A 25,710-nucleotide genomic window follows, 5' to 3' on the forward strand; every position below is an offset into this window, starting at 1 on the left:
TGTTGACTGTTGACTGTTATTTGTCTTTCCTGCCAAATAAATCCATTTGCGAAGTTGTGCGTAAAAGCCTAGCAGCTTCTGCTGAAGAATCAACACGCCGCGCCCGGTTATTCTCATCCATTTGTTGGGAAATATTCGCTAAATTTAAATTTGAATATTGCAAGAAATGATTTACCTGCATAGTCTGCGCCAGTGTTTCTCCAACGATTTTGGATTGTTGACTTTGAATCTGAATATTTTTAAGTTGTAAATCAGATTCATTGCTATTCAATAACGCGCCCAAACCAGGAATACCCGCAGTAGTTAATTGACCGAGTTGTGATTGAAAGCTACCCAGAAAATTTTGGTGGCTTTTATCAGCTTCTTGGGCAATTTTGGAAATATTTTCTAGGGTTTTTTCCGTATCTTGTAACTTAGCTTTTGTTCTGAGTTGACCAGTTTTACCCAAAACGCTAGCAACAGAACTGCGGGTAATCAGGCGATTAATTTCATTAGTAGCTGTTTTCGACTTTAATGCCGGATTGTTATCAAATTTATCTGAGATAGAATTGACAATCATTACATTTTCTAACCTATCTCCTGCTGTAATAGGGTTAGGTAAATTCATCTGTCCTGTGGATTCATTCAGCGCACTTTGAGACTGCATTTCTACAGGCTTTAAGGTTGAACTCAAATTATTTTTGAGATAGTTTTGTAATTCACTGGAATAGGATTGGAAATCGGCTAAAACATTGCCTAATTGTGCCATTGCTGGAAGTGTGACTAGCAATCCTAAACTAAGAGTGAAAATAACGGTTTTTTTCATAAATTTGTCATTAGTTATTAGTCATTAGTCATTTGTCTTCCTTGTCTTCCTTCCCTTCTAACTTCCGCGCAAAGAAGCGACTAATTGACGCGCAAACACGGAAATCGCTTCATATTTATCGCGGTGGCGTTGCATTGATTGTTGACGCGCAGATTGTTCGTGGGGGTTGTTTGCAACTACGGCTAGTTGTTCGTAACCGGGATAGTAGCGACAGAATGTATAAATTCCGTTATCATCTAGCAACCATTGGCTATAAATTCCCTCTTTGCGGGGGAAAAAGCTTTCGGATGCGTTGCGGGCGATAATTTCTTTGGGATATTTCAAGATATTGACGAAACTATCCACAGCTACCGGCTGAATTCGACCGATTAATCTGGTGGTGAGGTTTTGTAAAATTTTGGCGGAGGCGGTGGATTTGGCGATGGTATCGGGGTCTTGAGCCGATAAAATGACTCTAATCCCAGCTTTAGCACCGTTAGCGCAAATTCTCCCCACTAAATTAGCAATTTGGTCAAATTCAAACAAAATTGGCGCTTCATCGATAAAAAATATCGAGGCGGGACTGCTGAGGGCGCGACGTAAAGCAGCAGAGTAAGCACTCAAGGAAAGTACAGCAGCATCTTCACTATCGGAGAGGTTGCGGAGTGCAAATACTAATAGTTTGGCATCTGTGCGAAAGCTGGAAGGTGCGGAAATCGCTTGTCCGACACGGCTAGAAAGCCAAAACCGCAGGCGTAATTGAATTTGACTCAATGCATCTTCTACTCTGCTGCTGAGAGAATCAAGTTGCAGATGTTCTGGGGAACAGAAATATAAGAAATCTCTCAGAGTAGGGGTTTTTTGCCAAGCTAGGGAACCGAAACCGCCAGCCATTGCTTCTTGATAACGCTGTTTGATAGTGCGATCGCTAAAAAAGGCCGACAATGCTAAGTTGATTATGGAACGCACTGTCTGTGCCAATAGAGGGTTTTCTATTGACGATCCCAATACCATTGTCATCAGCGCCGATTCTAAGAAGGCTGTGTAATCGAGCATTCTATCTTTTTGTTCTTCTGCACTCAAAGCACGCAAATCTGGCTGCTCAAATAAGTTATTTGATTGTTTAGAAATATCAAAGTAGGCTCCATTTTCCTCCATAAATTCTGTATAGTCAGTGAAGGTAGATGTGCCATCGGGTTTCGGGAAATCTAGCGCCACAACGGGAATATCATGGGCTAACGCTTGAGTTAAAATCCCCGACACTAACACCGATTTCCCGGCTCTAGTTGTGGCGAATAAAGCTAAATTTTTGTGTTGGGTAAATAAATCTAAATGTACAGGTGTTCCCCCTTCAGAAGCAATTAACTCAAACCCTTGACTATCACCTTGTCTTGTTAAAACTAAAGGCATTAATCCGGGAACTTCGCTAGTTAAATATAACTGTCTTCTGTTAAATGGTTTAACTAGTAAACCTTCCCAAACTATAGGTAGAGATTGTAGCCAAATCTTCCAAGCATATTCGGTTTCTCTAATTACTCTGGCTGGACGTTGAAAACAGTTTTCAATATATCTTGTAGCTTCATCCAATTGTTCCACATTTGGACGATGGACAAAAATAGCAATACCTGTATATATAGGTATGGCTCCTTCATAAAGTTGTTCTTGCGCAGCGACAGATTTCTTTAACTTTAATTGGGCATTAACATCAATTGTCCGACTTTTCTCTTGAGCCATCAGCGCTGTCATATTCGACTGCTTCAAAACTCGTTGTAAGGTAGTTTTGACTAAAGCTGGATTGGCGGCTGTTAACTGACAAAATATTTCCGTATCAACTACAGTTTCTCTTGATAGTAGTTCCCATAAATACCGCAGTTGGGAAGATTTATTTGCCCAACCACCAGGTTTTTCTAAAAATGTCAAAGCGCCAATATAGCTATTATTCACATTTACCCACCGCCTGTCTGCACAAGGCACGCCAGATTCCATCAGTAAGGTAGTGCTGTGAATATTTTCCACTAAAAGTTTTGTACTCGGTAATTCTGAATAAGCTTGTTCGTGGAGTCCCGTTTCGTCTAAGGTGAGCAATTGAGGAATTTCTATCGGGGGTGTATCGTTAAATCTCCGCCAAATTTCTCCCCATAATTGTTTAGCTGTTAATGGCTTGATATCTAAGCCCATTTTGTTAGATAATAGCTGCTCCCAGCGACTAAAACCTTGTTTATAGGCGTTGGTAATCATAGTCTCTAGCCGCTGGTTTTCAACTTCGGCAATATCACCTTTAAATTTCAACCACCAAGCTTCACTTCTAGCTAGGAATTTTTCAATTAAATCATCGGCATTGCTGGCATTGGGTTCGATGGTATATGTAACGTAAATTCGCAGAAATTTCGGTTTACGAATTCCAGAATTTGTCAGTTCCTTGGTTCTGGCGCGTTCTGCCATTAATAAGTATTTGATATCCCGCGAACTGGTATTTCTAGCTAACTCTGCTAATTCTTTTTGGCGTTCTTTATCGTCAATAAATGAACCCAAATGCAAGGTCATTTTTTCGCCACTGGGAATATCTTTCAATCCAGCTTCGATGTTGTCAAATAGGGTATCAATTTGTTCGCTTCTCAGGGTACTGTGAATCCCTCGGCATTCAAAGCCAAATACAAAGCAAAACCTATCTTTTTGGTTGCCTTTGGTTAATATATAAGCGCCAACGTCGCGTCTATTGAAGGAGACACGCAGCATTGTTGCTAGGTGTAAAGCGTCTTCAAAGGGTGTTAACCTGGCGTTGCCGGCGATACCGATGCTTTGTTTTCCGATTTTTTGCTTCATGATTTACTTCTAACAAGCTCTGATAACGTGCAAAGCCTCTTGTCCATGCAGGAACGCCGATGAATTTACTTAAAAAGCTCCAACTTCTACCACCAGTTAATATCCACCAAGTAGCCATTCCCCAACCGGCGATGAGGATTGTCCACAGCCATTTTTTAAAGTCATCTTGGAATAGTCCGCCAAAGATGCCGTTAACTATAAAGTAGGCAGCTAAAGCAATGACTGTCCAAGGTAGGATTTGATCTGCTGGTAGTGGCCCTAATGATGGTTGGCTACCTAATATTTGATTGACTGGACGAAAGTCTTTGTCTGGTTCTGGAGACATGACAAATCTCTCAATTATTTGTTACCACTACCAATGACAAAGCCGGTGAGCACATCTGCAATGGTGACTGCAACTACCACTAATAAAGGGGTTCTGGCGATGTTTTGCCAATCTTCGTCTTTGCGTACAGCGTTGACTACCCCAATTAAGGCGACAGCTATATATAGTAGGTACAATGCCCGTAAGACGTTGAAGACTAATCCCACGGCTAATTGAGTGTTACCACCTGTGCTAGTGCCTTGAGTTAGGGTATTTTGAAAGAAGTCTTCGGCTTTTTTGAAGAATTGTGCTTGTGCTGGGGCGGCGAAGTAGTCCAGCCAAAATATACTCAACAGAGTGACTACCGCTAATATTTGCAGTGAAATTAACTGGCGTTTTGGTAATCTGATTTGTTGCCCGATTCGCTGTATGACTATGGCGATTAAACTACCCATTAGTAAACAGAAAAGTAATACAGGACTTTTCAGACTAATTACACTGATTAATAATCCACAGGCTAACAGAAATGGGAGCGATTCAATTAGCCGCAGCCGCCAATAATTCAGCGTTTTGGGGAATTGATTTCTAGCTAAGTTTGCGAAGAAGTGACTCTGATAAGAGCGTTGCTTGAACATTTGAGCAAATTTCCTATTGATGGTTAATCTCAGATAGCTCTGCCATACAAAACTTATTATTTCATCTATACGCAATTCTGCGCGATCGCCAAATTTTTATTCTTTACGGGCGATTTTTTCATGCTAAGTATTCTTTTTCTCTTAACATCTTCATAATCTTGTTAACCTCCATGTGACTGATAATGTGCACGTAAAAGTTGTTTGTCTTCAGGCTCTGCGACAAACTTAACTTACTGAGGTTTAGCCATTTTTTTATGACTAATCTCTTGCGTAAATTTACGGTGGTAAATGCAAAATTTCAGGGGAAGAACTTCATCAAAATTAAACAGAACTCTCTTCCCGTACCCTGGAGCTTATGATTCAGGCCTAGTTTAATACTTGATTAAGGTAATTCAAATAAGCAAAAATACTCATTGACACAGATAAACTTGTTGTAAATTGCTACTAAAATCTGTCAGAGAAAATCCGCAAATCCCCTCAGTGACAATATGTCAACCCATCGGAAGAAGTAAACTAAATCTTAGAAAAAACTTCATAAAATCCTTAAAATTGCAATTTGTTAAGTTTTTCTTTACCCTTTGTTAAAGAGACAAAAATCAACATGAACATCGATTCCCCAACCCCGTCTGATGCAGAAGCAACAATGTTTTCCCACATTCCCGTCTTAAGTCGGGAGTTAATTGAAGGTTTAGCAGTGCATCCTGGAGGACATTATTTAGATGCAACAGTCGGTGGTGGAGGTCACACGCGTCTATTGCTCGAAGCTGCTTTGAATGTACAGGTTACAGCCATCGATCAAGATGCGGATGCTTTAGCTGCTGCACAAAAGTATTTAGCTGGATATGAAGAACAAGTAAACTTCGTCCACAGCAATTTTGCTACTTATGAATTTACACATGGCACCTTTGATGGTATGATAGCCGACTTAGGTGTGAGTTCATATCATTTAGATACAGCAGAGCGTGGCTTTAGCTTTCGTCTTGCAGCTAATTTAGATATGCGCATGGATCGAGGACAATCGTTAACTGCGGCGGATGTGATCAATGATTGGGATGAAGGAGAATTAGCAGATATCTTTTTTAAATACGGTGAAGAAAGATTATCACGACGCATCGCCAGACGTATTGTGGAACGGCGTCCTTTGCAGACTACTGTAGAATTAGCCGAGGCGATCGCATCTTGTGTACCACCAAAATACCGCTATGGACGCATTCACCCAGCAACTAGGGTGTTTCAAGCATTGCGCATTGTTGTCAACGACGAGTTAAAAGTTCTGGAAACCTTTGTAGAGAAAGCACCCAATTCTCTGGTTCCTGGGGGGAGAATTGCCATTATCAGCTTTCATAGCTTAGAAGACAGGCTGGTGAAGCATGGGTTACGAAATTCCCCACTGTTGCGCGTGTTAACCAAAAAACCAATTACAGCCCAAGAATCAGAACTCGCGCAAAATCCGCGATCGCGTTCTGCTAAGTTGAGGATAGCCGAAAGGATAGAGTAAATGTTGACGGTTGACGGTTGACAGTTGATCGGCTTGATGTAGTAAATTAGCGAAATTCTCTCAACCTCTTTAATTACGAATTATTTTTGGTAATTCAATTTGAAATGTGGAACCTTCGCCGAGTTTGCTGAAGACGCTAATTGTACCTTGCATCATCTGCACTAAGGATTTAGTTATGGCTAAACCTAAACCCATACCTTCATATTGACGACTATTGCTTTGATCGACTTGGCGAAATTGCTCAAAAATACATTCTAGGTGATGGGGCGCGATTCCTATACCTGTATCTTGGACGGCGATCGCAATTCTATCACTAGAAATGTCCCAAGCTTTGACTGTGACTCTACCTCTGGCTGTGAATTTGATGGCGTTTAACAACAGTTTAACTAAAACTTGTCTGAGGCGATCGCTGTCATTGACAATCAAGTCACAAGCAAGATTAATCTCTACTTGCAAATCTAATAACTTTTCCTCGGCTAAAAAACGATGTTCGGCTACGGTTGTTAACAGCAAATCTGTTAAATTAAATTCTTCTGGGTGAAAAGAAACATTACCTGCTTCCACATTGGCAAAGTCCAGCATATCTTCAATAATTGACAGCAGGTGGTTCCCATTATTGAGAATGCGTTGCACCATTTCTATTTGTGGTTCAGACAACTGGGTGGTACGCTGACGCAACAGCACTTGTGATAACCCCAAAATCACGTTCAGGGGAGTGCGCAGTTCATGGGATGTAGTAGCTAAAAATTGTGACTTTAACTCTGCTGCTTCTACCAGTTGTTGGTTTTGTAGCTGCATTTGCTGGCGAATTTGTTCGAGTTCGCGATTTTGAGCTAACAGAATTTCGTTTTGTTTGGCTAAGCGTTCTTCTCGCTCCTGCAAAACTTGCAGCATGATGGTATTGTTAATAGCGATCGCTGCTACTTCACCCAATGCATCTAACAAGTGTTGTGACGCTGCATTAAAAGCATGGGGATTTTCCCAGTTACCAATAGCCAACACTCCCAATTGTCCTGCTTGTGCTGACTTAATGGCTACAGCATACATGGAAGCAGGGGTAAAAGCTGAATACGCTGTGGTACAGGAAAATAAAGGACATGAAGGTAAGTCCTCAACAACACAGTCTACCTTTTCCCTATTTCCTTGAAATAGTTGGGATACACCAGTAGTAAATACCTGGGTGAGTAAACTGGAACTATTATGAAAAGGCCGATTGCAGGAAATAGATTTTTCTCGCCAACCCCAAAGACTATTTTTAGTTTTGAGACTTCCATTAAGTTTGAGAAAAGGTAATTTATCCGCACCTATTCCCACCGTGCTGCTTAATTCTAACTGTTGAGTTTGGGGGTTATACAACGCTATCAGACAAAACTGAGCGCTATCAACAGTATTACGCACTTCCCTAACTATCACTTCTAATAGATCAGGTAAATGGATGAGTCGCTGGTTTGTCAGGTTAGTTAATAGCTGAAGTATCCCCAGTTGTTGAGGTAGTTGGGGGGAGATTGATTCTTTCCCCATATCGGTGTGCTGTCCAGTTAACATCATAATTGGCTAACGGCGATTTGCTGCCATATCCGTTGGTGTTGCTCTCCGTCAGCGATTTCATCTGACAAACTGTTTCCTGTATCTACTTTTGGCACAGTTTGCAGAATATTTACTCCGCAAACACACAACGGCTGATCCTGAGAAATCTTTGCTTGACATACCCTGGCTACTGACAATTGCAGTTTCAACCAGATATTTTTAAAACTTAATTGCTGATAATAGTCTTTACTGCATCGGCGTTCACCAAATAATATTCTCAATCTTCCTTCTCTAGCGATTATTTTATCAGTTAATTTCAGTACATACACCATTTTCTCGTCAGTGATTATACTGGATTTTTACTTTATTTTTCTTTATACTTTAACCAGTAAATATTGAAATTCATGTAAAGTATTTAACTGGCAATATATTAAATTCATTGAGAAATTTTAACTGTATTTGCTATGACAAATATAGATATCTAAATGTCATAATCTAGCGATAAAAAACTTAATATTTATTAGCTATTTGCTGTATTAGCCCTTAGCATGGATGATAACCAGCCGTAAAACCAGGATAATCTATCATGATAAAAAGCTTGTATTATTAGGAATTTTAGATTTAAGTCTATAATTCAATTGTCAAAAATAGATATGCACTCATTAAAAGTTGCATTATCATAATAGGTAATTAATTTTATTTAATGATTGATATTTATTCAATAAATATTTTTCAGTGCATCAATATATCATGATTTTTTGGAATTGGTAAAGCCTTGATGACTTTGTTATAAAAACAAGATGAAATTTGGGAAAAATTATCACCTTCATCTTAGAGTAAAAGCGGAGTTTGAGTTTTTTACTTAACCATAATCATAATTATTTAATTAACTAGACAATTGACTGGTACAAGCAATTAGCAACAAAGAAATTATTACCAAAATTCAATCAGGGTATGATATTGGGCACCACAAAATCGCTTCACTGCTTGAGCAGCTAAGATTGGTATATTTGAGCAGATTGGTATTCCCTCTCAAAGTAGATTTAATGCCGATGTATTAATTTGTCTTTCTCGGCTAACTCTGAGCTTTGTTTTTAACACAAGGAGACGGGAGGGGGTCAAGACCTATTGGGGGTATCACACCCTAGCTGCTGAAACATGCTATTAACCTTTATTACACAAGGGATTAAGCATGAAAGCGATCGCTAAATCGGGAAATACACAAATAAATTTATATAATTTCTTCATTATTGAGAAGTACAAATTGAGCTATTTAAGGCGGATGGTGAGTCATGACGATGGATGAGTTACCTGGGATAAAGCAACTGTCATCAAGTAGCGTTAGCTTAACTATCTCTCTTCCCTCTACCTAGAGACTTTAAACAACAAAGGGACAAAGCAATGCTTTGTCCCTAAACTACATTAAATTCAGATGAGTGAAACTAAATTCTGTATGCTGTTCGCTGAAAAACTAGTTATTATTCCCACTCGATGGTTCCAGGTGGTTTGGAGGTGATATCATAAACCACTCGGTTAACACCTTTAACTTCATTCACAATCCGGTTAGAAATTACTTCTAACACATCGTAAGGAATACGCGCCCAATCAGCAGTCATCCCATCTTCGCTGGTGACAATCCGCAAGACGATGGGGTAGGCGTAGGTACGTTGATCGCCCATCACGCCCACACTACGAATGGGTAGCAATACGGCGAATGCTTGCCAAACATCATGATACAAGCCGCGTTGGTTGATTTCTTGACGAACAATCAAATCCGCATCCCGGAGGATATTCAACCTTTCCGCAGTGACTTCACCCAGAATCCGAATCGCTAAACCAGGGCCGGGGAATGGTTGGCGTTGGACAATTTCTTCTGGTAAACCAATAGAACGCCCAACTTTGCGAACTTCATCTTTAAATAATTTCCGCAATGGTTCTACAAGTTTAAATCTCAAGTCTTTGGGTAATCCGCCAACGTTGTGATGACTCTTAATTTTCACCGCTACCCGTTCCCCGGTTTGGGGATCGACATTGGTATCGGCGGATTCAATCACATCTGGATACAGGGTACCTTGAGCTAAATAATCAAAGTGACCGAGTCGCTTGGATGTTTCTTCAAAAACGCGAATGAATTCATGACCGATGCGGCGACGTTTTTCTTCAGGATCGGTAACACCAACCATGATATTCAAAAAGCGATCGCGAGCATTCACATACTCTACAGGAATATGAAATTGCTCTTGGAATAGCTTCACTAATCTTTCTGGCTCATACTTCCGCATAAAGCCTTGGTCAATAAACACGCAAGTTAGTTGATCGCCAATGGCTTTATGAAGTAAAAACGCCAAGGTAGAAGAATCGACTCCCCCAGATAGCGCTAATAACACGCGCTTATCACCAACTCTTGCACGAATTTCCCGTACTGATTCTTCCACAAAAGCAGCTGTTGTCCAAGTGGGTTCGCAGTCGCAGATATGGTAAACGAAATTGCGGATTAAAGCCAAGCCGCCCAAAGAATGCACTACTTCCGGATGGAACTGGACACCATAGAGTTTTCGCTCGTGATCGGCGATCGCCGCACAAGGAGTATTTTCTGTATGCGCCAGCAGTTCAAATCCTGGTGGCATCTTCATTACAGAGTCTCCATGACTCATCCACATCGTCGTTCCATCTTCCACATTCGTCAGCAAATCAGTGGGATCATCTATATATAGTGAAGCCTTACCATATTCACCGCGATCCGCCTTTGCTACTTCCCCACCTAGCTGGTTGACCATCAGTTGCATCCCATAGCACACACCCAGAATGGGAATTCCTAAATTCCAAATTTCTGGGTCACAATGGGGAGCGTACTCTGCATAAACTGAACTAGGGCCACCAGAAAGAATAATTCCTTTGGGATTAAGTTGCCGTAAATGCTCAGCTGTCGTACGATAGGACAGGACTTCAGAATATACCTGGGTCTCACGGATGCGACGGGCAATTAGCTCGGAGTACTGAGAACCAAAATCGAGGATCACAATTATTTGCCGATTAAGCTGTCCCCAATTCTCAGTTACTTGGGGTGATTGTTCAGTTAGTAGAGTCACCGCTGTATTCATGATGGCAAGAGAGTGTGTGTTAGGCTAGATAGTCGCTCTGTGGTCTAAGTGATACCATTATTTGGGCAAAGGGCTGAATAATGGTCAATAAATCCTCTACAAACGCACTTTTTAAATGCGTTAGTTTGACCTAGGAATTGGGCCTGGTATTAAAAAAACAAAATTACCCTAGAGTTGCTACCGAAAAACTTATTTATTTGGATTATTTATGATTATTCATATTAAGTTAACATAATTTTCCGGATAACATACAAGCAGTTTTACTCTTCACGATAATTTTGCGATCGCGGTCAAACATCACCGAACCACACACTAGGGTAGATATGCCATTTTGGCTATGATTGCGGATATATTCTTGCACGCGGGAGTCTATTGCTTCAGCGATCGCAGTGTAAACTTGATTCACCCAATCACTAAGAGTGGTTGCATCTAGGGATCTCAGGTATGTTAATGCAGCTTCAGCAGTTGGACTGTCAAAGATAACTTGGATATCTGATTGTTTTAATCCCGCTAAACTACAGTAAGTTGCGAGAATTTCGCGCCGACCATCAGCTAGGTGATGATGGGTATGAAAAATCCCCCCGGCTAATTTCATGAGTTTGCCATGATAGCCGAACAATAAGAGTTGTTTTACACCAAGAATATCAGCTTCTACTAACATTGGCCCCAGCCAATTAGCAGTTTTTACTAACTGTTGGGGATTAATACCAAGTTTTCGCGCTAAATCTAAGCCATTCTCCCCAATACAAAATACCAAACTGTCAAATTGACTGGCTTTTTGTTGTAAATCAGCGCGAAAAGTTGCAAGTTGTTCTGGTGTAGTTAAAGGTTGAGAAATTCCTGAAGTTCCCAACAATGAAAGCCCTTCCACGACACCAAAAGCAGCATTAGAAGTGCGAATTGCGAGCGATCGCCCAGCAGGTAAAATAATCGTGACTGTAATTCTTTCTCCTGGTGCTAACAGTCGGCTTAAATTCTCTTGCAATAACCTTTGCGCATAACCGTAAATTGCTGCTTTTCCTGCACCATTTTCCTGTTTACCAATTCCCTCGCCACCTTTAATAATTACTGTTTCGCCTTCGCCCTCAGCCCATTCCACCATCGCCCAAATCGGTGTATTTTTCGTCAGATCGAGATTTTCGCCCGGATCGCTACGGGTAATTGCCAAAGCCATATTTTCAGTTAACCCGGCTACCTGTTCAATAGGGATCTCAGCAACTTCTGCTGGTGTAATTAAATCTACGGTAACTACGCTTAAGGGTTGATGATGGCGTAACCAATGTAAAGCTGCGATCGCAGAAGCACAAGCAAAAACGGGAAGAGTGTATCCAGAACCGGAAATTGTCATTTGTCAGTTGTCAGTTGTCAGTAGGGGCGGGTTTATGGGAGATGGTTATGGATATTTGAGGATATCTGTGAACCCGCCCGTACAGTTGTCAGTTGTCAAGAAGGTATTGACTTTTTTATCCCCCATGTCCCCTTTCTTCTCGTCCTCTTAAACACCTACTTGTAATAATAGAGCTTCCATCTCTTCCCACAATATTCCTTGTTGAATATAACGAGGTGCTTCTGGATTGTAAGGAGTGGCTATGCGATCGATGCTGATAATTTTAGCTCCATCAGGCAGCACTGGTATATCTGGATCAAATGCTGTTGGGCGCATTAAGGAACTAGAAAAGCCCTTAAATATGGCAATTGTATCTTCCTCGTTGCCAACTTCCACATTTATAAGTAAGACTTCTTGGGGGCGTTGAATAGTATATTTTTCCAGCCGCTTGCCAATGGAATTCATGTTTGTGCCATAGAGAACTTGTAAAAATTACTGTTGGGTAGCTGAACGTCCCTGTTTACCTAGCTTAATTAAGACAAAATAGCTCAGATAAAGCACGTAAATAATTAAGGTCGTGATGCCAAGAAAACCTAAGAATGCAGGTTTGCTATTGGCATGAAAATATTCTTTAAATAGTAATGGTGCTTCTAACCAAACTTGACAATATGAAGTTTTCAGAGATGCAGCAGAAAAGGCACAACCGACAAAAGGGATAAAGGCTATGGTACCTAAAATTCCATAAATAGTCATAGCCCAACGCCAAGAGGTAAAAATTAATTTTAACGGCCCGCCAGCTTGATATTCAATTTCATCATTTAGATCCACCCAGAACCACAAAGAAATCGGGATCAAGATCCGACCGATTAAACCAGAGAGAAAACTTACCCCAAAACCACCAATCATTAAGTAAATGGTAATTGTCAACAAACTAGATACTCGCCAGTAAATTGTTAATAAGCGTTGTATCCCATCTACTTTTTGCACAAATGCCCAAATTAGCAGAATTAAGGGAATAATCACCATAAATATCACTGCTAGTCTGTAGTCAAGCCACACAAATTGGCGAAACCAAACATCATTTTCCATAGTTTGTCCTAGACTATAAATTAACTAATGAAACTAAAAACAACTCCCCCTCAGGGATTGACCTGAAAAAATACCCAAATTTTAGGGTGTCAGAAAATAATACAACTGCTTGGCACACCCTACTTACTCAAATATGGGATTATGGGATTATGTATTTTTTTGTACTCCCTAATGAGTATAATCAACAACTATTAGCTGTCTAATAACTGTTACATGATAGCCAAGAGTTTACATAAAACCAACTATTTAGGTAGTAGCGAAGACTAATATTCTCTAGTCAGCACTCACCGTGCTTTAAAACCCAGAGAATTAAGTCCTGACTGGGAAATAATATTAATTAAAGTAGCTGTATAGAAGAATCAGAGTTGATTGCTGCAAAAATCTCCTTATTTGTAGTATCTGTAGGGCTGTATGTTCAAAAATTAAGTATGAAGTTTATAACAATAAAATGGTAGTTAAATTATGTATTTGCCAAAAAAACAAGCAACTCAAAGATTCTTAACTTTTATCTTGCACCAAACCATTACAATCTAAAGGTGAGTTATAAAAACTACACTGGGGCTAGATTTCAGGTAAACTTCCACCAATCTCTAATTTTGTGAGGATAGAGGTTTGAAGAAAAATCAAGCCTCTAAATATCGCCTCTGAACAGTTTTAGAGCTATTGATGATTGTTATCAGCAAATCTTAAAATCTTAAGATAAGTTGAAATAACACCCAATGGAAGTTGCATAAAGGTGCAAAATATCAGTAAATTAATCCTGGTTGCTTGTCTATTAGACAAAAACAAAGTTTACCAACTTAATTTTCAGTCATCGTAAACACGGCATTCAGCAGCTTCTGGGTTGTCATCGCAGTATTTTTCTAAAGAATTTTTTTGCTTATTTTGGCGCTGATGGGAGGCTTCAGCTTGCAATTCTTCAACTGCATCCCAAGCCGCAGCACATTCAGCAGAGTTGCTACCTGAGATGTCACAGACAGCACGCGCTTGTTCAACTTCTTCTTGGATTTTTTCTTGGATGTCGCTCATAGATTTAGTTTCGTTGTGTGGTGTTAATACCAGTATAGAAAAATCTAAAAATGGCGGTTTTTGGTTGTATCGTTCACCATTCTAACCACTTAGCTGTTAAGTTAGTGTTTTAGTCTGATGATCTATAACTAATACAATAAACTATCGCATAAGTACCAAATTTATATTTATCTTTGAAGATTTTGTAGAGTCGGTACTACAAAAGTATAATCATACAATATATTTAATAAATCTAGAAGGGAATCAAAACCCTAGCTGCCTGGGGGTGGACAAGTCACTGCAAACAAAATAATTGCGCCAGCATCAAAATCTTGTCACAGAAAATTCTACCCAGGAGCAAAAGTCAAAAAAAACAGCCCAACGAGAGAAAGTAGCCTAAAACTCATGGCAGATCAAATGCAATGGACAAATGCCCTTTCAACCCGCCCTTCTTTAGAAGCAGCTATTACAGATGTGGTAGAACGGGCTGTCTCATCGTTAACAGCACCTCCAGATTTGGGGCTGGTATTCATTTCCTCTGCATTTGCTAGTGAGTACTCGCGGTTGTTACCTTTACTGGCTGAGAAACTTTCTGTACCTATACTGATTGGCTGTAGTGGTGGTGGTGTAATTGGCACTACAACTAAGGGACAAACTCAAGAACTAGAAGCAGAAGCAGCTTTAAGTCTAACTTTGGCACATCTGCCAGGTGTGAATTTAAAAGTCTTTCATGTACTGGCGGATGAATTACCTGACTTAGATAGCTCACCAGATGCTTGGATTGATTTGATTGGCGTACCACCATCGCCTACACCCCAATTTATTTTGCTGTGTGGTTCCTTTGCTTCGGGAATTAACGATTTATTGCAGGGGCTAGATTTCGCCTATCCAGGTTCGGTAACAGTAGGCGGACAAGCTAGTGCAGGCGGGATGAGTGGGCGCGTGGCGCTATTTTGTAACGATCGCCTGTATCGCGAAGGCACTGTCGGCTTGGCTTTGAGCGGTAATATTGTCTTAGAAACCATTGTGGCTCAAGGATGCCGACCAATAGGCAAGCCGATGCAAGTCACTAAGGCCGAACGCAATATTATCTTAGAACTAGATGAGCAAGTACCGTTAGTTCTATTGCGGGAATTAATTGCCAATCTCAGCGAAAAAGAGCGGATATTAGCCCAACATTCTTTGTTTGTAGGCATAGCAATGGACGGATTTAAGCCCTCGTTGCAGCAGGGAGACTTTTTGATTCGCGGGATTTTGGGCGTAGATCCTTCAGCTGGTGCGATCGCAATTGGCGATCGCGTGCGTCCAGGACAACGTTTGCAATTTCACCTCCGCGATGCTGAAGCCTCCGCAGAAGATTTAGAAGTTCTCCTCCAGCAATATCAAAATAGCCAAGATGCCGAAGTTGCGGCTGCTGCGGCTTTGATGTTTTCCTGTGTAGGACGGGGTGAAGGACTTTACGGCAAACCCAATTTTGATTCTGAGCTATTTAGACAATACATCCAAGATATCCCTGTCGGCGGTTTTTTCTGTAACGGCGAAATCGGCCCTGTGGCTGGTAGCACCTTTTTACATGGTTATACCTCAGTATTTGGTATTTGCCGCGCACTGGATCTCGAAGGTGAGAAGATGGGGTGATGGGCATTGGGCATTGGGCATTGGGCATTGGGCATTGTAAGTTATTTTTTATTTATCTCCCTTGTCTTCCTTCTCCCTCTTCTACCTCACCCTTCAATCTTCTCCAGCAAAATGGTGCTGTTGTTATCTATAAAGGTGGGAGTACCACAGGTGGAGATTGCGCCATATTTTTGCATGTAGCGACGTAGTTTTTGAGGAAATTGGGGAAAATCTAATATTCCGTCACCATCGGCAATGGTAGCCCAAAAATCACGCAAACTTGGCGCTAGTTCTTCGGCTTGCTGAGTTGGTAGGTTTAATGGCGGTAGAGTTAATAATTTCATCAGGAAGGGAAAAGAGCGATCGCCCATCCATTGTTTAGATAGCTGTTGCAAGTCAGGAAAATCTGGTACTGACTCGACCCGATGTGATAAAATTTGCAGCCATTGTCTGCCAAAGTTATCGCTGTGATACTCTAAAACTCTGTAAGGATGGGGATAACTGACTAAAGAGCCAGTAGTAATATCGTATACTCCTCCTGTATGGGCAACATCCTGAACGTGTAAATGTCCTGTGAAGACTAAATTTACGCCATAGCGCTGTAGTAACTGCACTAATTCTCTTGCATTTTGCAGCATGTAGCGATTTGCCATTGGATGGCAAGATTGATTAGGCAGATGTTCAACCACATTGTGATGTATCATCACCAGCACTAGTTCATTAGTGCTGGCTGCTAGTACCTTTTCTAACCACCTCAATTGTTCGCTGTCCAAACGTCCTATCTGTTGACCTTGGTCATTAAAATTATTGGAATTTAACCCAATCAGCCGGACTCCGGATAGTAATTGAGTAGTGTAGTAAAGATAATTAGGATTTTCATAACCAAATTTGCGGTAATAGTAAGGAAAATCAGCAAAAGCGATTGACTGTTCATCTGCCATCAGGACAGGAACATCATGATTTCCAGGGACAACATACGCAGGAAAAGGTAATTTCGCTAAACGTTGTTGTAACCAAGCGTGATTTTCTGGTTCGCCATGCTGGGTTAAGTCTCCTGGGAGGAGAACAAAATCTAAATCTAGTTGTGTTAAATGTTCTAATACACTCTCAAAAGCTGGTATGCTGACCTCCACTAAATGAAATCGGCTAGGATGATCCCAGATGGTGTGGGGAAGGGCGATGTGTAAATCGCTCACTATGGCAAAACGAAAATTAAGAGACATTGATTCGAGATACTTTTAAAAGTAGAGTTAAAACAAGTCTTTTCCAAAAAGTATAACGCTTGCTTTGTAACCCTGAGTCTGATTGCTTTTACTTAATATTTATACACATTAAGTATTTATGATTTCCGTATGAAATTCTCTGCAAAATATACCAACTATGCCTTGATGCATATTATCTTGGTCATAGATGTTTATATATATTAGGGAGATATTAGGGAGGCTGACATCTGCCATCAGTTAGTTTTTGACCATTTTTAGATGGTAAGTAATATGTATAAAAAACTAAAAATTACTAGGTATTCATCGAAAATAAATATTTAATGCTTATTTGTTTTTACTTTTAAGATATTCCCTTTAAGTTCCCGAAAGCTATTGAAATTGGTGTAAAATATTAGATTCAATATTGTTACGTTAAGGAGAGTCTATCTTGTCCCCTGTCCGAGTACGTCAACATGTTAATCCACTGGCTCAAAAGTATCAAACAGCAATCAAATCTCTAGATTGGGAAAAAGTTTATGCTCAACCATCCCAACCACTACATTTAGATATTGGTTGTGCTAGGGGTAGATTTTTGTTGAATATGGCAAAGATAGACCCTAACTGGAATTTTCTCGGTTTGGAGATTAGAGAACCACTGGTAACAGAAGCTAATCAGTTGTGTTCTGATTTAGGTTTAACCAATCTCCATTATTTATTTTGTAATGTAAATAAATCTTTAGAAACTCTTTTATCTTCTCTTCCTGCTGGTACTTTACAGCGAGTGACAATTCAATTTCCTGACCCTTGGTTTAAAACTCGCCATGCTAAACGGCGAATAGTTCAACCGGAGTTAGTCTCAGAATTAGCAAATTATCTGGCTGTTGGTGGTGTAGTATTTTTGCAGTCAGATATAGAATCTTTAGCGATAGAAATGCGTCATAATTTTTGCCAACATCCAGCTTTTCAGAAACTTAGTTCCCAAGATTGGATGGCAGAAAATCCATTACCTGTTGCCACAGAAAGAGAAATTGCTACTCAAAATAAAGGTGAGCCAATTTATCGCACCTTATTTATCAAGCGGTAAACCACATAAGCATTTGTAATTTGTAAATACATTTTTTTAGTTATCTGACGGACAAATTTAATAATGTTGAATGTTGACTGTTAACAACTAACAACTGACAACTGACAACTGACAACTAACAACTGACAACTGACATTTAAATAATTTCTTGCCATCCATGCATAGCAGCTATTGTTTTGATCGCCCATTCAATCGTGATGGGAGGTGCTTCGGAGATGATGATACTGGGGTAAACTGCGGTACCCCAGTTTGGATGTACTAGCACACGGCATTTATTTTTAATTACTGGGTAATTGAGTAAAGCTTTGACGACTGCTGTGTCGTCATGGGGAACTGTTCCGGGATGAGAGAGTAGGGGATAACCGGTGCGAGGATCTATGAGATCGGTTAAATAGTGGCGATCGCGCAGATTGAATGCTAAATCCAAACCAAACCGCATAAACCTTTCACGTAAACGTTCTTTCTCTGCTTCGACTACGGGAGTGCATTTATCTAGTTGATACTGTGATTGCTGCAAAACAATCACTACCCATAAGATAGATTTCTGCTTCCAATCTGGTAATATCCGTTCGCAGTTGGCACAGATATACTGGCTTGGTGAATGAATCGAAATCTGAATAGCTTGTCCCGTTTTGCCAACTAAATTAATGGGATAGCTTTGCTCTGAAGAGTAAACTGGCGAATAGTTCACTACATTTGTTCTGTTTTTGCAAGTTTTTGACTTTCATCCTTGGAATTAATAATAACTCTTAAAACTTTATAAAAATCAGCAAATTTCTATAATGTTTGAGTCATTTTACAGATTTATGGGTGAAGTGTTAAGTTTTAATCGGATTTTTATCTTTTATTAACTTAATTCCCAGCAAACTGATTTCTTTTACTTGCTTTGATTGTCAGTTGTCATTGGTTTTGAATCAGGTTTCATACCTTGATTGTGGGTGGTATATAGATTCTCTACAACTGAATTGCAAGTAGGGTAGAGACTTTTAAATTACGAATTTTCCCAACCAAAAGTTCATGTAGGTCAATGTTTCATCCATTGCGTTGAGTTAACCTACATCCAAAACTATCAGATCTATCCTAGGGAAATAGTACGCACAGTACAAATTCTCTGATTTCCAGCCTATTCAGACAAAAACATTAATAGTTATGTCAAAAACAATAAATTACACAAAAACCCTCTTGCCTGCTAGCTGGGGAGTAAACGCTAGGGGCTAGGGGTTATGGATAAATTCGGCAAGTTAATTGTTATATAAAATTAATCTAGCTTTAAAGCATTTACTGGCACATCATCCCAAGAATCAACCTTCCGCAATTGTGCTACCCAACCGGATGCTTTTTGTTTCTCGTTCAAATTATTTTCAAAAGATTCATGACAATCTTTAGCTTGGGATTCGTTACAAGAAGCAATACAAGCATGTATCATCCCTGACGGGTCAATTTGTTCGTTTACCCAAATAGTCATAGGTTTGCCCTCAAAACTGTAGCTAAAAAATCTATTTGTACTTCTAGAATAATATTAAATCTGAAAATTGCCGAATAGTTAAATTTTAACTATTTTGATAAGTTAAGAATCATAACTAGCAGCAATACTTTTAATTAATTATGAACCAAAGTCAGGGAGATGAAGGGAAGTAAGATGATTCTGATAATAGATGATTAGCAGAAATTGATATTAATTGATAATAGTACAATAATTTTAATATTAGGGAAAAGGTTAAACTTTAACTTTTCCCCAATCAGAGAGATTTGTGAATAACTGACTATGGTTTTTGAGTGGCGATCGCTAATTTAGCACCTTGTACCTGGCGTAGTCGATCCATGACAGCCACAACTTGACCGTGATTAACTCTTTCATCGGCATTAATTACCACTAAGGCTTCGGAATTATTACCCATGAATGTACGGACTTGTTCTGGTAATACATCGATAGCCACAGCTTTGCGGTTTACACTGATTTTTCCCGCTGCATCCACTGTGACAGTAATTGGAGCACTGGATTGTTGTTGTTGTTGTGCCGATCCGGCTTTAGGTAAATTAACTGGTAAGCCTTCTGAACGAGTTAAAAACAAAGTTGACATGATAAAAAATGTCAAAATTGCAAAAATCACATCAATCATCGGGACGATGTTAATCTGGGCTGGAATATCAGGTTCATCTGGTAGGCGCATAGGATCTGTCTCCTCTTTCGTAGCGACGACGGTAAAGTAATTCTAACTGTCCACCATATTCTTGAATCCAAGCTATCTGGCGCATGTACAATCCGCGAAAGGAATTGGCAAAGAAAAGTGTAAAGATAGCTACGACTAATCCTGAGGCTGTAGATACTAAGGCTTCGCTAATTCCTCCTGTTACCCCTGATGTTTTTGTACCACCAACATCACCAATATCTAGGGAAGCAAAAGAGGTAATTAATCCTAAAACTGTACCGAGAAGTCCTAACAGGGGTGCAAGACCAATGATAGTATCAAAAATGTTTTGAAAGCGTTTGAGTAAGGGAATTTCGGCTTGGGCTTCGCTTTCTAAGGCTAAACGGAATTCTTCTGGAGTCGGTTCTTCTAATTCTAAAGCGGCGAGAAAAATCCGCGACATGGGTAAATCAGCATTTTGCTGCAATTTATCTAAAGTGCCAACTACATTATCTAAACGATAAAGTTGTAATACTTCTCGGACTACGCGATTTTGCCGATTATTTATCTTCACCCAAAAGACAATTCTTTCGATAATTAGCGCTACTGCTAAGATAGAAAATCCTAACAGCGGCCACATGACCACTCCACCAGCTGTAAATAAATTACCAATATTATTCATCGGAAATTTAGCCACTCCTCAAAAATCTTAAAATTACAAACCGCTTGATTAACTAAGCTGGTATCATAGCTCAAAATCCAAAGTCAATCTTTGACAATGTGTCATAGTATGAATGTTCATTTTTAATATATGCAAATTTTATACCAATTCAAATAATATTAGCGACACATTAATATAATCTAAAGGGCATGGCATTGCCATGCCCCTACAATCTGTTACCTTATTTTGGTAAATTGGTATTAGTTAATCATAAAAAATATGTAAGCTGGGCATTGCCCAGCTTACAGTATAAATATGATGATTTATTTTTTAGTAAATTCTTAATTAACTTTAGTGATAACATCTATATCATCACTTTTTAATTGCCCATCTTCCATATAAATAATGCGATCGGCAATGTCGAGAATGCGGTTGTCATGGGTAACTAATAAAATCGTACAGCCTTGTTCTTTCGCTAATTTCTGCATTAATTCCACAACATCACGCCCCGATTTTTTATCGAGTGCGGCTGTGGGTTCGTCTGCGAGAACAATTTTAGGATGGCTAACTAATGCACGGGCGATCGCAACTCGCTGCTTTTGTCCTCCAGAAAGGTTTTCTGCGTAGTAATTTATACGTTCTCCTAGCCCTACAGTTTCCAGCATTGCGATCGCTTTACTATCCAAATCTTGATGCAGATATTGGTCGTGTAACTCTAAAGACATGCGCACATTTTCTTTAGCTGTTAAAAAGGTCATCAAGTTATGGGCTTGAAAAATGTAACCAATTTGGCGACGTAGCTTGGTTAGTTGCTGTTTATTAGCACCGCAGATTTCCTGTCCTAAGATTTTTAAGCTACCATCTTGAGCCGATCGCAATCCCCCCATGAGGGTTAAAAGTGTGGTTTTACCCGACCCAGAAGGGCCAGTCATAATGACGATTTCACCAGCTTTAATATCTAAATTAATATCAAATAATACTTGTTTTTTTAGTGAACCAGCCCCAAAATAATGATTTAGGTTACTAATACTAATTACTGGTTCTAAAATGGTTGATGGAGATTCGATAAACATAGGATTTTGAGAAATTTAATAACAATCAAAACTTCGACAATTCGAGTGAGCTTCAGTGTCAACCGTCAACCGTCAACCGTCAACTGTTAACATTTAAACTAGAAAATATCGGCTGGATCAGCAGCGCGGAGTTTGCGCATAGCGATCGCACCTGAGAAAGTACACATGACGATAGTCAAAATAAATACCGTGATTGCCCGGTCTATTTTCATGGAAATAGGCAATAATGTTGCAGCGTAGGTTAATTGATATAGCCCTAAGGAGAGGAAAAAGGAGGGGAGAAAACCTAAGATAGCTAAGAATAATGCTTCTTGTAACAAAACGCCGAGTAAATAGCGATCGCTATAGCCCATTGCTTTGAGGGTGGCGTATTCTGGTAAATGGTCGGAAACGTCGGAATAGAGGATTTGGTAAACAATCACAATCCCGACAATGAATCCTACCCCCACACCTAAGCCGAAAATGAAGCCAATACCAGTACCAGTAGCCCAGTAATTTTTTTCAATTTGGGCAAAGCCTTCGGGGGTGAGAACGAGGACATCATTAGGTAAAATCGCTTCTAATTGCGATCGCACTTTTTCTGGTTCAGCACCTGATTTAAGTGTCAGTAAGCCGACTTCAATGCGATCGGCTTTGCGATCGGGAAAGAGTTGCAAAAAGGTAGAATCACTAGTAATTACATTTCCATCAGCTGCAAAGGAAGCACCATTATTAAATATGCCTTTGACATTTATAGCTGTGCCATTTAATTCAGTTTGAAAGTTACCTGTTTGCTTAAAGATAGTAGCAATATCCCCATATTCTGGGCGACCAGCTTGGTCAAACATGACTTGATATAATTGTTTCAAATCATTTTGATGTTGCTTAACTTCTGGGAATAAAAAAGCTGGTTGTGCTGGATCAATACCCCAAACCAAGATGGCGCGATCGAGACGAGTTTGGGGATTTCGCCATTGTCCAGTGCTGATGTAAACTGAGTTTACCGATTGGACGCTGTCATGACTTAATGTTTGATATAACCGTTCGCGAGAAAAGCTTTTGACTGAAAATAAAGTCTGAAATTGAGGATTAATTAAAACTAAATCTGCTTGTAAATTGCGATGGGGTTTGACTGCTGCATCAAACAGCGCACTTTCAAAACCCAACTGAATAAACATCAGCATATCAGCAAAGGTAATCCCTGCTACTGCTACGGCGAGGCGAGTTTTTTCTTTCATTAATTGTCGCCAAGCCAGCGGAGTTTTACGGAATTTAGAAAACATCTAGAAATCACCCCTTAATAATTTGGTATTTCACTTTGCTGTTCAATTTTGCGTTGTCGCATTAATAGAAATAAAGGCAGCCCAAAGGAAACACCAACTAAAAGATTACATAAAACGTAAACCCAGAGATTTCTCATTTTTAGGCTGGTTCCTTCCCAAAACACTAATGTCCAGAAAGTTAGGGAAGAAATGATAACATCCATACCAAAGAAACCAGAAATTTTATTAGCAAATAGTTGGTCAAAAAATAACTTGATATCCAAACCATTTTCTAAAATAAATGGTATGAATTGGGAGTAAGGTAAAACAAAGCCCAGAATACAAAGTAGAAGGTATATAATTTGCATCACGATTACATTTACCTACGATAAATTACTGCTTTTTCCGAATTTCTTACCAGACTTTATATCGAACATTCGTTATGCTTTACATTAAATAAACTTTACAGTTCGATGGCTGTCTGTACTTGCAAGTTTGTCAAACCTGCAACGCGCTTGCTATCTTCGGGGTTAAGGCGAATTTTCACTTCAATTACTCGGCTATCAAGGTTTTCTCCGGGTTGGTTGCTGAAAACGTTTTGTCTATTAACTTGTAAGCCAACTTGAGAAACTTTACCGCGTATTTCTCCTGTAAATGCTTGACCGATAATTACTGCTTTTTGTCCGAGTTTTACCTTACTAATATCACTTTGATAAACTTCGGCAACTGCTATCATTTGGTCAGTTTGAGCAAAATCTGCAATCCCCGAATCACCTATTTTTTCGCCAGCGCGGTAATGAATTTTGAGAATTTGTCCGGCGGTGGGTGCTTTGATATAAGCTGCTGCTAAGTCCGTTTGGGCGCGTTTCAAGGATGCGATCGCATTGTCTACTTCTGTTTGCGCTGCGGCTATATCTACGGGGCGGACTTCGGCAATACTATTTAATGTGGCTTTGGCTTCGCTGATTTGTTTATTACCTGTGGCGTTAATTCGGTTAAGTGCTACTCTCTCTTCTGCTAATTGTCTCTTAGCAGTGGTATTTATCCGGTTGAGAACGGCTTTCGCTTCATCTAGCTGTTGTTTGGTGGTTTCTACGCTCAAACCCTTGCTATCAAATGCCGAACTAGAAATTGCCCCATCTTTATATAATTGTTGATAACGCAGATATTCTGCTTCAGCATTATTCAATTCAGCTGTCAGTTTTTTGATTGTCGCTTCTTGGGCGATTCTATCTCCTTGCCATTGTGCCTCTAAACGGGCGATCGCTTCTTGTTGACTTTGGCGATCGCCTTGAGATTGGGCTTGTAAACGTTCCACTGTGGCTTGCTGTGCTTGGATGTCGCCGGTTTTCGCCCCAGCTTTGACTTGTGCAAGTTTCGCCTGCGCCACTTGCACTTGTTTTTGCGCTTGGAGTACCGCAGTTTGCAAGCGATCGCGCGAATCTAAAACAGCAATAACTTGTCCACCTTTAACGCGATCGCCTTCTTCCACCAGAATTTTCGCAATGCGATCGCCATCTAAGGCTAAAGGTGCAGATAACTTAATTACTTCAGCTTCTGGTTGCAGTCTTCCTAACGCTGTGACTTTTTGCAATACTGGTGCATCTGGTACTTCTGATGAAGCAGTACGACCAAATTGACCAAATTGAGAAATCGTATAAACCACAATTCCACTAGTAATTGCTGTAGCCGCAATTCCTAATATAATTATCCCGCGATTTTGTGGTTTAAAAAACACCCGATGCAGCATATTTTCTCCTCTGGATTAGTTATTAGTCATTGGTCATTTGTTATTGCTTCTTTGTCCCCTTCTAACCCCTAGCCCCTAGCCTCTCACCCCTATTTGTATCTTGCAAATATGCCGTGAGCATTTTACCTAATAACGTGCATTGTTCTGTAAAACAAATCGTTTCATCGCCCCATAGTTTTTCCAAAATCAAACCATTGACAAAACTCAATACAAAGGAAGCTAAAACTGGATCTTCAATTCCTAAAAAATCACAGGCTGCTTGTTGATATCGCTGATTAGCCCGCTTCACAGCACCGCTGATTTTTATTTGTTCTGAGTCTTGATGCTGACAAAAATCAACCCAGATATATGTCCACTTAATAAAGTAATCTTCGTTTTTTACTAAGTATCTGGCTAAGGCTGCCATTGCTTCTGGCAGTGTTTTTTTACCTCCCAATTCTGCTAAGGCCATTGCCACATCTTGCTGGCTAATTTCCTCTAATAATTGTTCAAATAAAGCTTGTTTACTGGGAAAATAATGATACAGGGTTCCCGTAGACACTTTTAAGCCTTGGGCAATTTCCCTCATGGTGATGGTGCTGTAGCCTTTTTGCGCAAATAAATCAAAGCACTTGCCGAGCAGTTCTTTGCGGTATTGTTCGTGGTCAACAATCTTAGGCATAATTGAATTTATTTATATCGAACGCTCGTTATATATTAAGATATGATCCTGAACACGGAGTTGTCAATATACAGTTGATAACTTAAATATTTTTCGGTTCTTCAGTAGCTATTATGCCAAATTATTAGTTATAGCACTCATATAAACACAAAAAAAGCATCTTTATTTTGCCAAAAGCCTTATATGTATTGACATC

24 protein-coding genes are annotated in these 25,710 nt (G+C 39.8%); 3 read left to right on the forward strand and 21 right to left on the reverse strand.

Features of this window, described 5'->3' with window-relative positions; all coding sequences use genetic code 11:
• Positions 1 to 16 precede the first annotated feature (16 nt).
• The 4 genes from H6G41_RS08270 to H6G41_RS08285 are packed head-to-tail and all read right to left on the reverse strand — an operon-like array spanning position 17 to position 4,546.
• Entirely contained in the window at positions 17 to 805 is a 789-nt protein-coding gene (locus tag H6G41_RS08270; RefSeq protein WP_190745368.1) for a hypothetical protein, read from the reverse strand.
• Positions 806 to 862: 57 nt separating this feature from the next.
• Positions 863 to 3,607, reverse strand: coding sequence for a hypothetical protein (locus H6G41_RS08275; protein WP_190745371.1), 2,745 nt, complete (start codon positions 3,605 to 3,607; stop codon positions 863 to 865).
• The gene (locus H6G41_RS08280) at positions 3,543 to 3,932 is read right to left on the reverse strand and encodes a hypothetical protein (protein WP_190745373.1); all 390 of its coding nucleotides are present in this window, start codon (positions 3,930 to 3,932) and stop codon (positions 3,543 to 3,545) included. The genes H6G41_RS08275 and H6G41_RS08280 overlap by 65 nt, the downstream gene beginning before the upstream one ends.
• 14 nt (positions 3,933 to 3,946) lie before the next feature.
• Positions 3,947 to 4,546, reverse strand: a complete 600-nt coding sequence (locus tag H6G41_RS08285) for a hypothetical protein (protein ID WP_242037835.1) — start codon at positions 4,544 to 4,546, stop codon at positions 3,947 to 3,949.
• Between the two features lie 601 nt (positions 4,547 to 5,147).
• On the opposite strand from H6G41_RS08285, the gene rsmH reads away from it, so the two are divergent.
• On the forward strand, positions 5,148 to 6,044 hold the full coding sequence (rsmH, locus tag H6G41_RS08290) for a 16S rRNA (cytosine(1402)-N(4))-methyltransferase RsmH (RefSeq protein WP_190745375.1): 897 nt from the start codon (positions 5,148 to 5,150) through the stop codon (positions 6,042 to 6,044).
• A 69-nt stretch (positions 6,045 to 6,113) separates the two neighbouring features.
• Here rsmH and H6G41_RS08295 read toward each other — a convergent pair whose 3' ends face one another.
• The 7 genes from H6G41_RS08295 to H6G41_RS08325 all read right to left on the reverse strand — a co-directional run bounded on the left by H6G41_RS08295 (position 6,114) and on the right by H6G41_RS08325 (position 14,117).
• Positions 6,114 to 7,592, reverse strand: coding sequence for a GAF domain-containing sensor histidine kinase (locus tag H6G41_RS08295; RefSeq protein ID WP_190745376.1), 1,479 nt, complete (start codon positions 7,590 to 7,592; stop codon positions 6,114 to 6,116).
• Entirely contained in the window at positions 7,589 to 7,903 is a 315-nt protein-coding gene (locus H6G41_RS08300) for a hypothetical protein (RefSeq protein WP_190745378.1), read from the reverse strand. Before H6G41_RS08300 ends, H6G41_RS08295 begins: the two co-directional genes overlap by 4 nt.
• A 1,146-nt stretch (positions 7,904 to 9,049) precedes the next feature.
• Entirely contained in the window at positions 9,050 to 10,672 is a 1,623-nt protein-coding gene (gene guaA / locus H6G41_RS08305) for a glutamine-hydrolyzing GMP synthase (protein ID WP_190745380.1), read from the reverse strand.
• A gap of 226 nt (positions 10,673 to 10,898) precedes the next feature.
• On the reverse strand, positions 10,899 to 12,020 hold the full coding sequence (cbiD, locus tag H6G41_RS08310) for a cobalt-precorrin-5B (C(1))-methyltransferase CbiD (protein WP_190745382.1): 1,122 nt from the start codon (positions 12,018 to 12,020) through the stop codon (positions 10,899 to 10,901).
• 147 nt (positions 12,021 to 12,167) lie between these two features.
• The gene (locus H6G41_RS08315) at positions 12,168 to 12,464 is read right to left on the reverse strand and encodes a hypothetical protein (protein WP_190745384.1); all 297 of its coding nucleotides are present in this window, start codon (positions 12,462 to 12,464) and stop codon (positions 12,168 to 12,170) included.
• A 27-nt stretch (positions 12,465 to 12,491) separates the two neighbouring features.
• Positions 12,492 to 13,088: a DUF3177 family protein gene (locus tag H6G41_RS08320; RefSeq protein WP_190745386.1), complete on the reverse strand. Its 597-nt coding sequence runs from the start codon at positions 13,086 to 13,088 to the stop codon at positions 12,492 to 12,494.
• Between the two features lie 807 nt (positions 13,089 to 13,895).
• A complete protein-coding gene (locus H6G41_RS08325; protein ID WP_190745389.1) occupies positions 13,896 to 14,117 on the reverse strand; it encodes a Calvin cycle protein CP12 in 222 nt (73 codons plus the stop codon).
• Between the two features lie 384 nt (positions 14,118 to 14,501).
• Between H6G41_RS08325 and H6G41_RS08330 the strand changes: the two genes are divergently transcribed.
• On the forward strand, positions 14,502 to 15,734 hold the full coding sequence (locus H6G41_RS08330; RefSeq protein WP_190745391.1) for an FIST N-terminal domain-containing protein: 1,233 nt from the start codon (positions 14,502 to 14,504) through the stop codon (positions 15,732 to 15,734).
• Positions 15,735 to 15,820: 86 nt separating this feature from the next.
• On the opposite strand, the gene H6G41_RS08335 is transcribed toward H6G41_RS08330, so the two are convergent.
• Entirely contained in the window at positions 15,821 to 16,936 is a 1,116-nt protein-coding gene (locus H6G41_RS08335) for a metallophosphoesterase (protein WP_190745392.1), read from the reverse strand.
• Between the two features lie 427 nt (positions 16,937 to 17,363).
• Here H6G41_RS08335 and trmB point away from each other — a divergent pair, with 427 nt between their 5' ends.
• Positions 17,364 to 17,999, forward strand: a complete 636-nt coding sequence (gene trmB / locus H6G41_RS08340) for a tRNA (guanosine(46)-N7)-methyltransferase TrmB (RefSeq protein ID WP_190745394.1) — start codon at positions 17,364 to 17,366, stop codon at positions 17,997 to 17,999.
• Positions 18,000 to 18,135: 136 nt separating this feature from the next.
• Here trmB and H6G41_RS08345 read toward each other — a convergent pair whose 3' ends face one another.
• The 9 genes from H6G41_RS08345 to H6G41_RS08385 all read right to left on the reverse strand — a co-directional run bounded on the left by H6G41_RS08345 (position 18,136) and on the right by H6G41_RS08385 (position 25,514).
• On the reverse strand, positions 18,136 to 18,690 hold the full coding sequence (locus tag H6G41_RS08345) for a methylmalonic aciduria and homocystinuria type D protein (RefSeq protein ID WP_190745396.1): 555 nt from the start codon (positions 18,688 to 18,690) through the stop codon (positions 18,136 to 18,138).
• A gap of 567 nt (positions 18,691 to 19,257) precedes the next feature.
• Positions 19,258 to 19,464 (reverse strand): glycogen debranching protein, encoded by a 207-nt coding sequence (locus H6G41_RS08350; RefSeq protein ID WP_096645949.1) that lies wholly within the window; start codon positions 19,462 to 19,464, stop codon positions 19,258 to 19,260.
• A 298-nt stretch (positions 19,465 to 19,762) separates the two neighbouring features.
• Positions 19,763 to 20,170 carry a biopolymer transporter ExbD gene (locus tag H6G41_RS08355; RefSeq protein WP_190745398.1) on the reverse strand — a complete coding sequence of 136 codons (408 nt, stop codon included), beginning with the start codon at positions 20,168 to 20,170 and terminating at the stop codon, positions 19,763 to 19,765.
• Positions 20,154 to 20,810 carry a MotA/TolQ/ExbB proton channel family protein gene (locus H6G41_RS08360; protein WP_190745429.1) on the reverse strand — a complete coding sequence of 219 codons (657 nt, stop codon included), beginning with the start codon at positions 20,808 to 20,810 and terminating at the stop codon, positions 20,154 to 20,156. Before H6G41_RS08360 ends, H6G41_RS08355 begins: the two co-directional genes overlap by 17 nt.
• A 320-nt stretch (positions 20,811 to 21,130) precedes the next feature.
• Positions 21,131 to 21,862, reverse strand: coding sequence for a DevA family ABC transporter ATP-binding protein (locus H6G41_RS08365; RefSeq protein WP_190745400.1), 732 nt, complete (start codon positions 21,860 to 21,862; stop codon positions 21,131 to 21,133).
• 98 nt (positions 21,863 to 21,960) lie between these two features.
• On the reverse strand, positions 21,961 to 23,124 hold the full coding sequence (gene devC, locus H6G41_RS08370; protein ID WP_190745402.1) for an ABC transporter permease DevC: 1,164 nt from the start codon (positions 23,122 to 23,124) through the stop codon (positions 21,961 to 21,963).
• A gap of 14 nt (positions 23,125 to 23,138) precedes the next feature.
• On the reverse strand, positions 23,139 to 23,471 hold the full coding sequence (locus H6G41_RS08375; RefSeq protein ID WP_199316089.1) for a DUF2834 domain-containing protein: 333 nt from the start codon (positions 23,469 to 23,471) through the stop codon (positions 23,139 to 23,141).
• Positions 23,472 to 23,566: 95 nt separating this feature from the next.
• Complete coding sequence (locus H6G41_RS08380) at positions 23,567 to 24,853, reverse strand: ABC exporter membrane fusion protein (RefSeq protein WP_190745406.1); 1,287 nt, start codon at positions 24,851 to 24,853, stop codon at positions 23,567 to 23,569.
• 61 nt (positions 24,854 to 24,914) lie between these two features.
• A complete protein-coding gene (locus H6G41_RS08385; RefSeq protein ID WP_190745408.1) occupies positions 24,915 to 25,514 on the reverse strand; it encodes a TetR/AcrR family transcriptional regulator in 600 nt (199 codons plus the stop codon).
• Between the last annotated feature and the right edge of the window lie 196 nt (positions 25,515 to 25,710).

The organism is Tolypothrix sp. FACHB-123 (assembly GCF_014697075.1).
Classification (GTDB): domain Bacteria; phylum Cyanobacteriota; class Cyanobacteriia; order Cyanobacteriales; family Nostocaceae; genus Aulosira.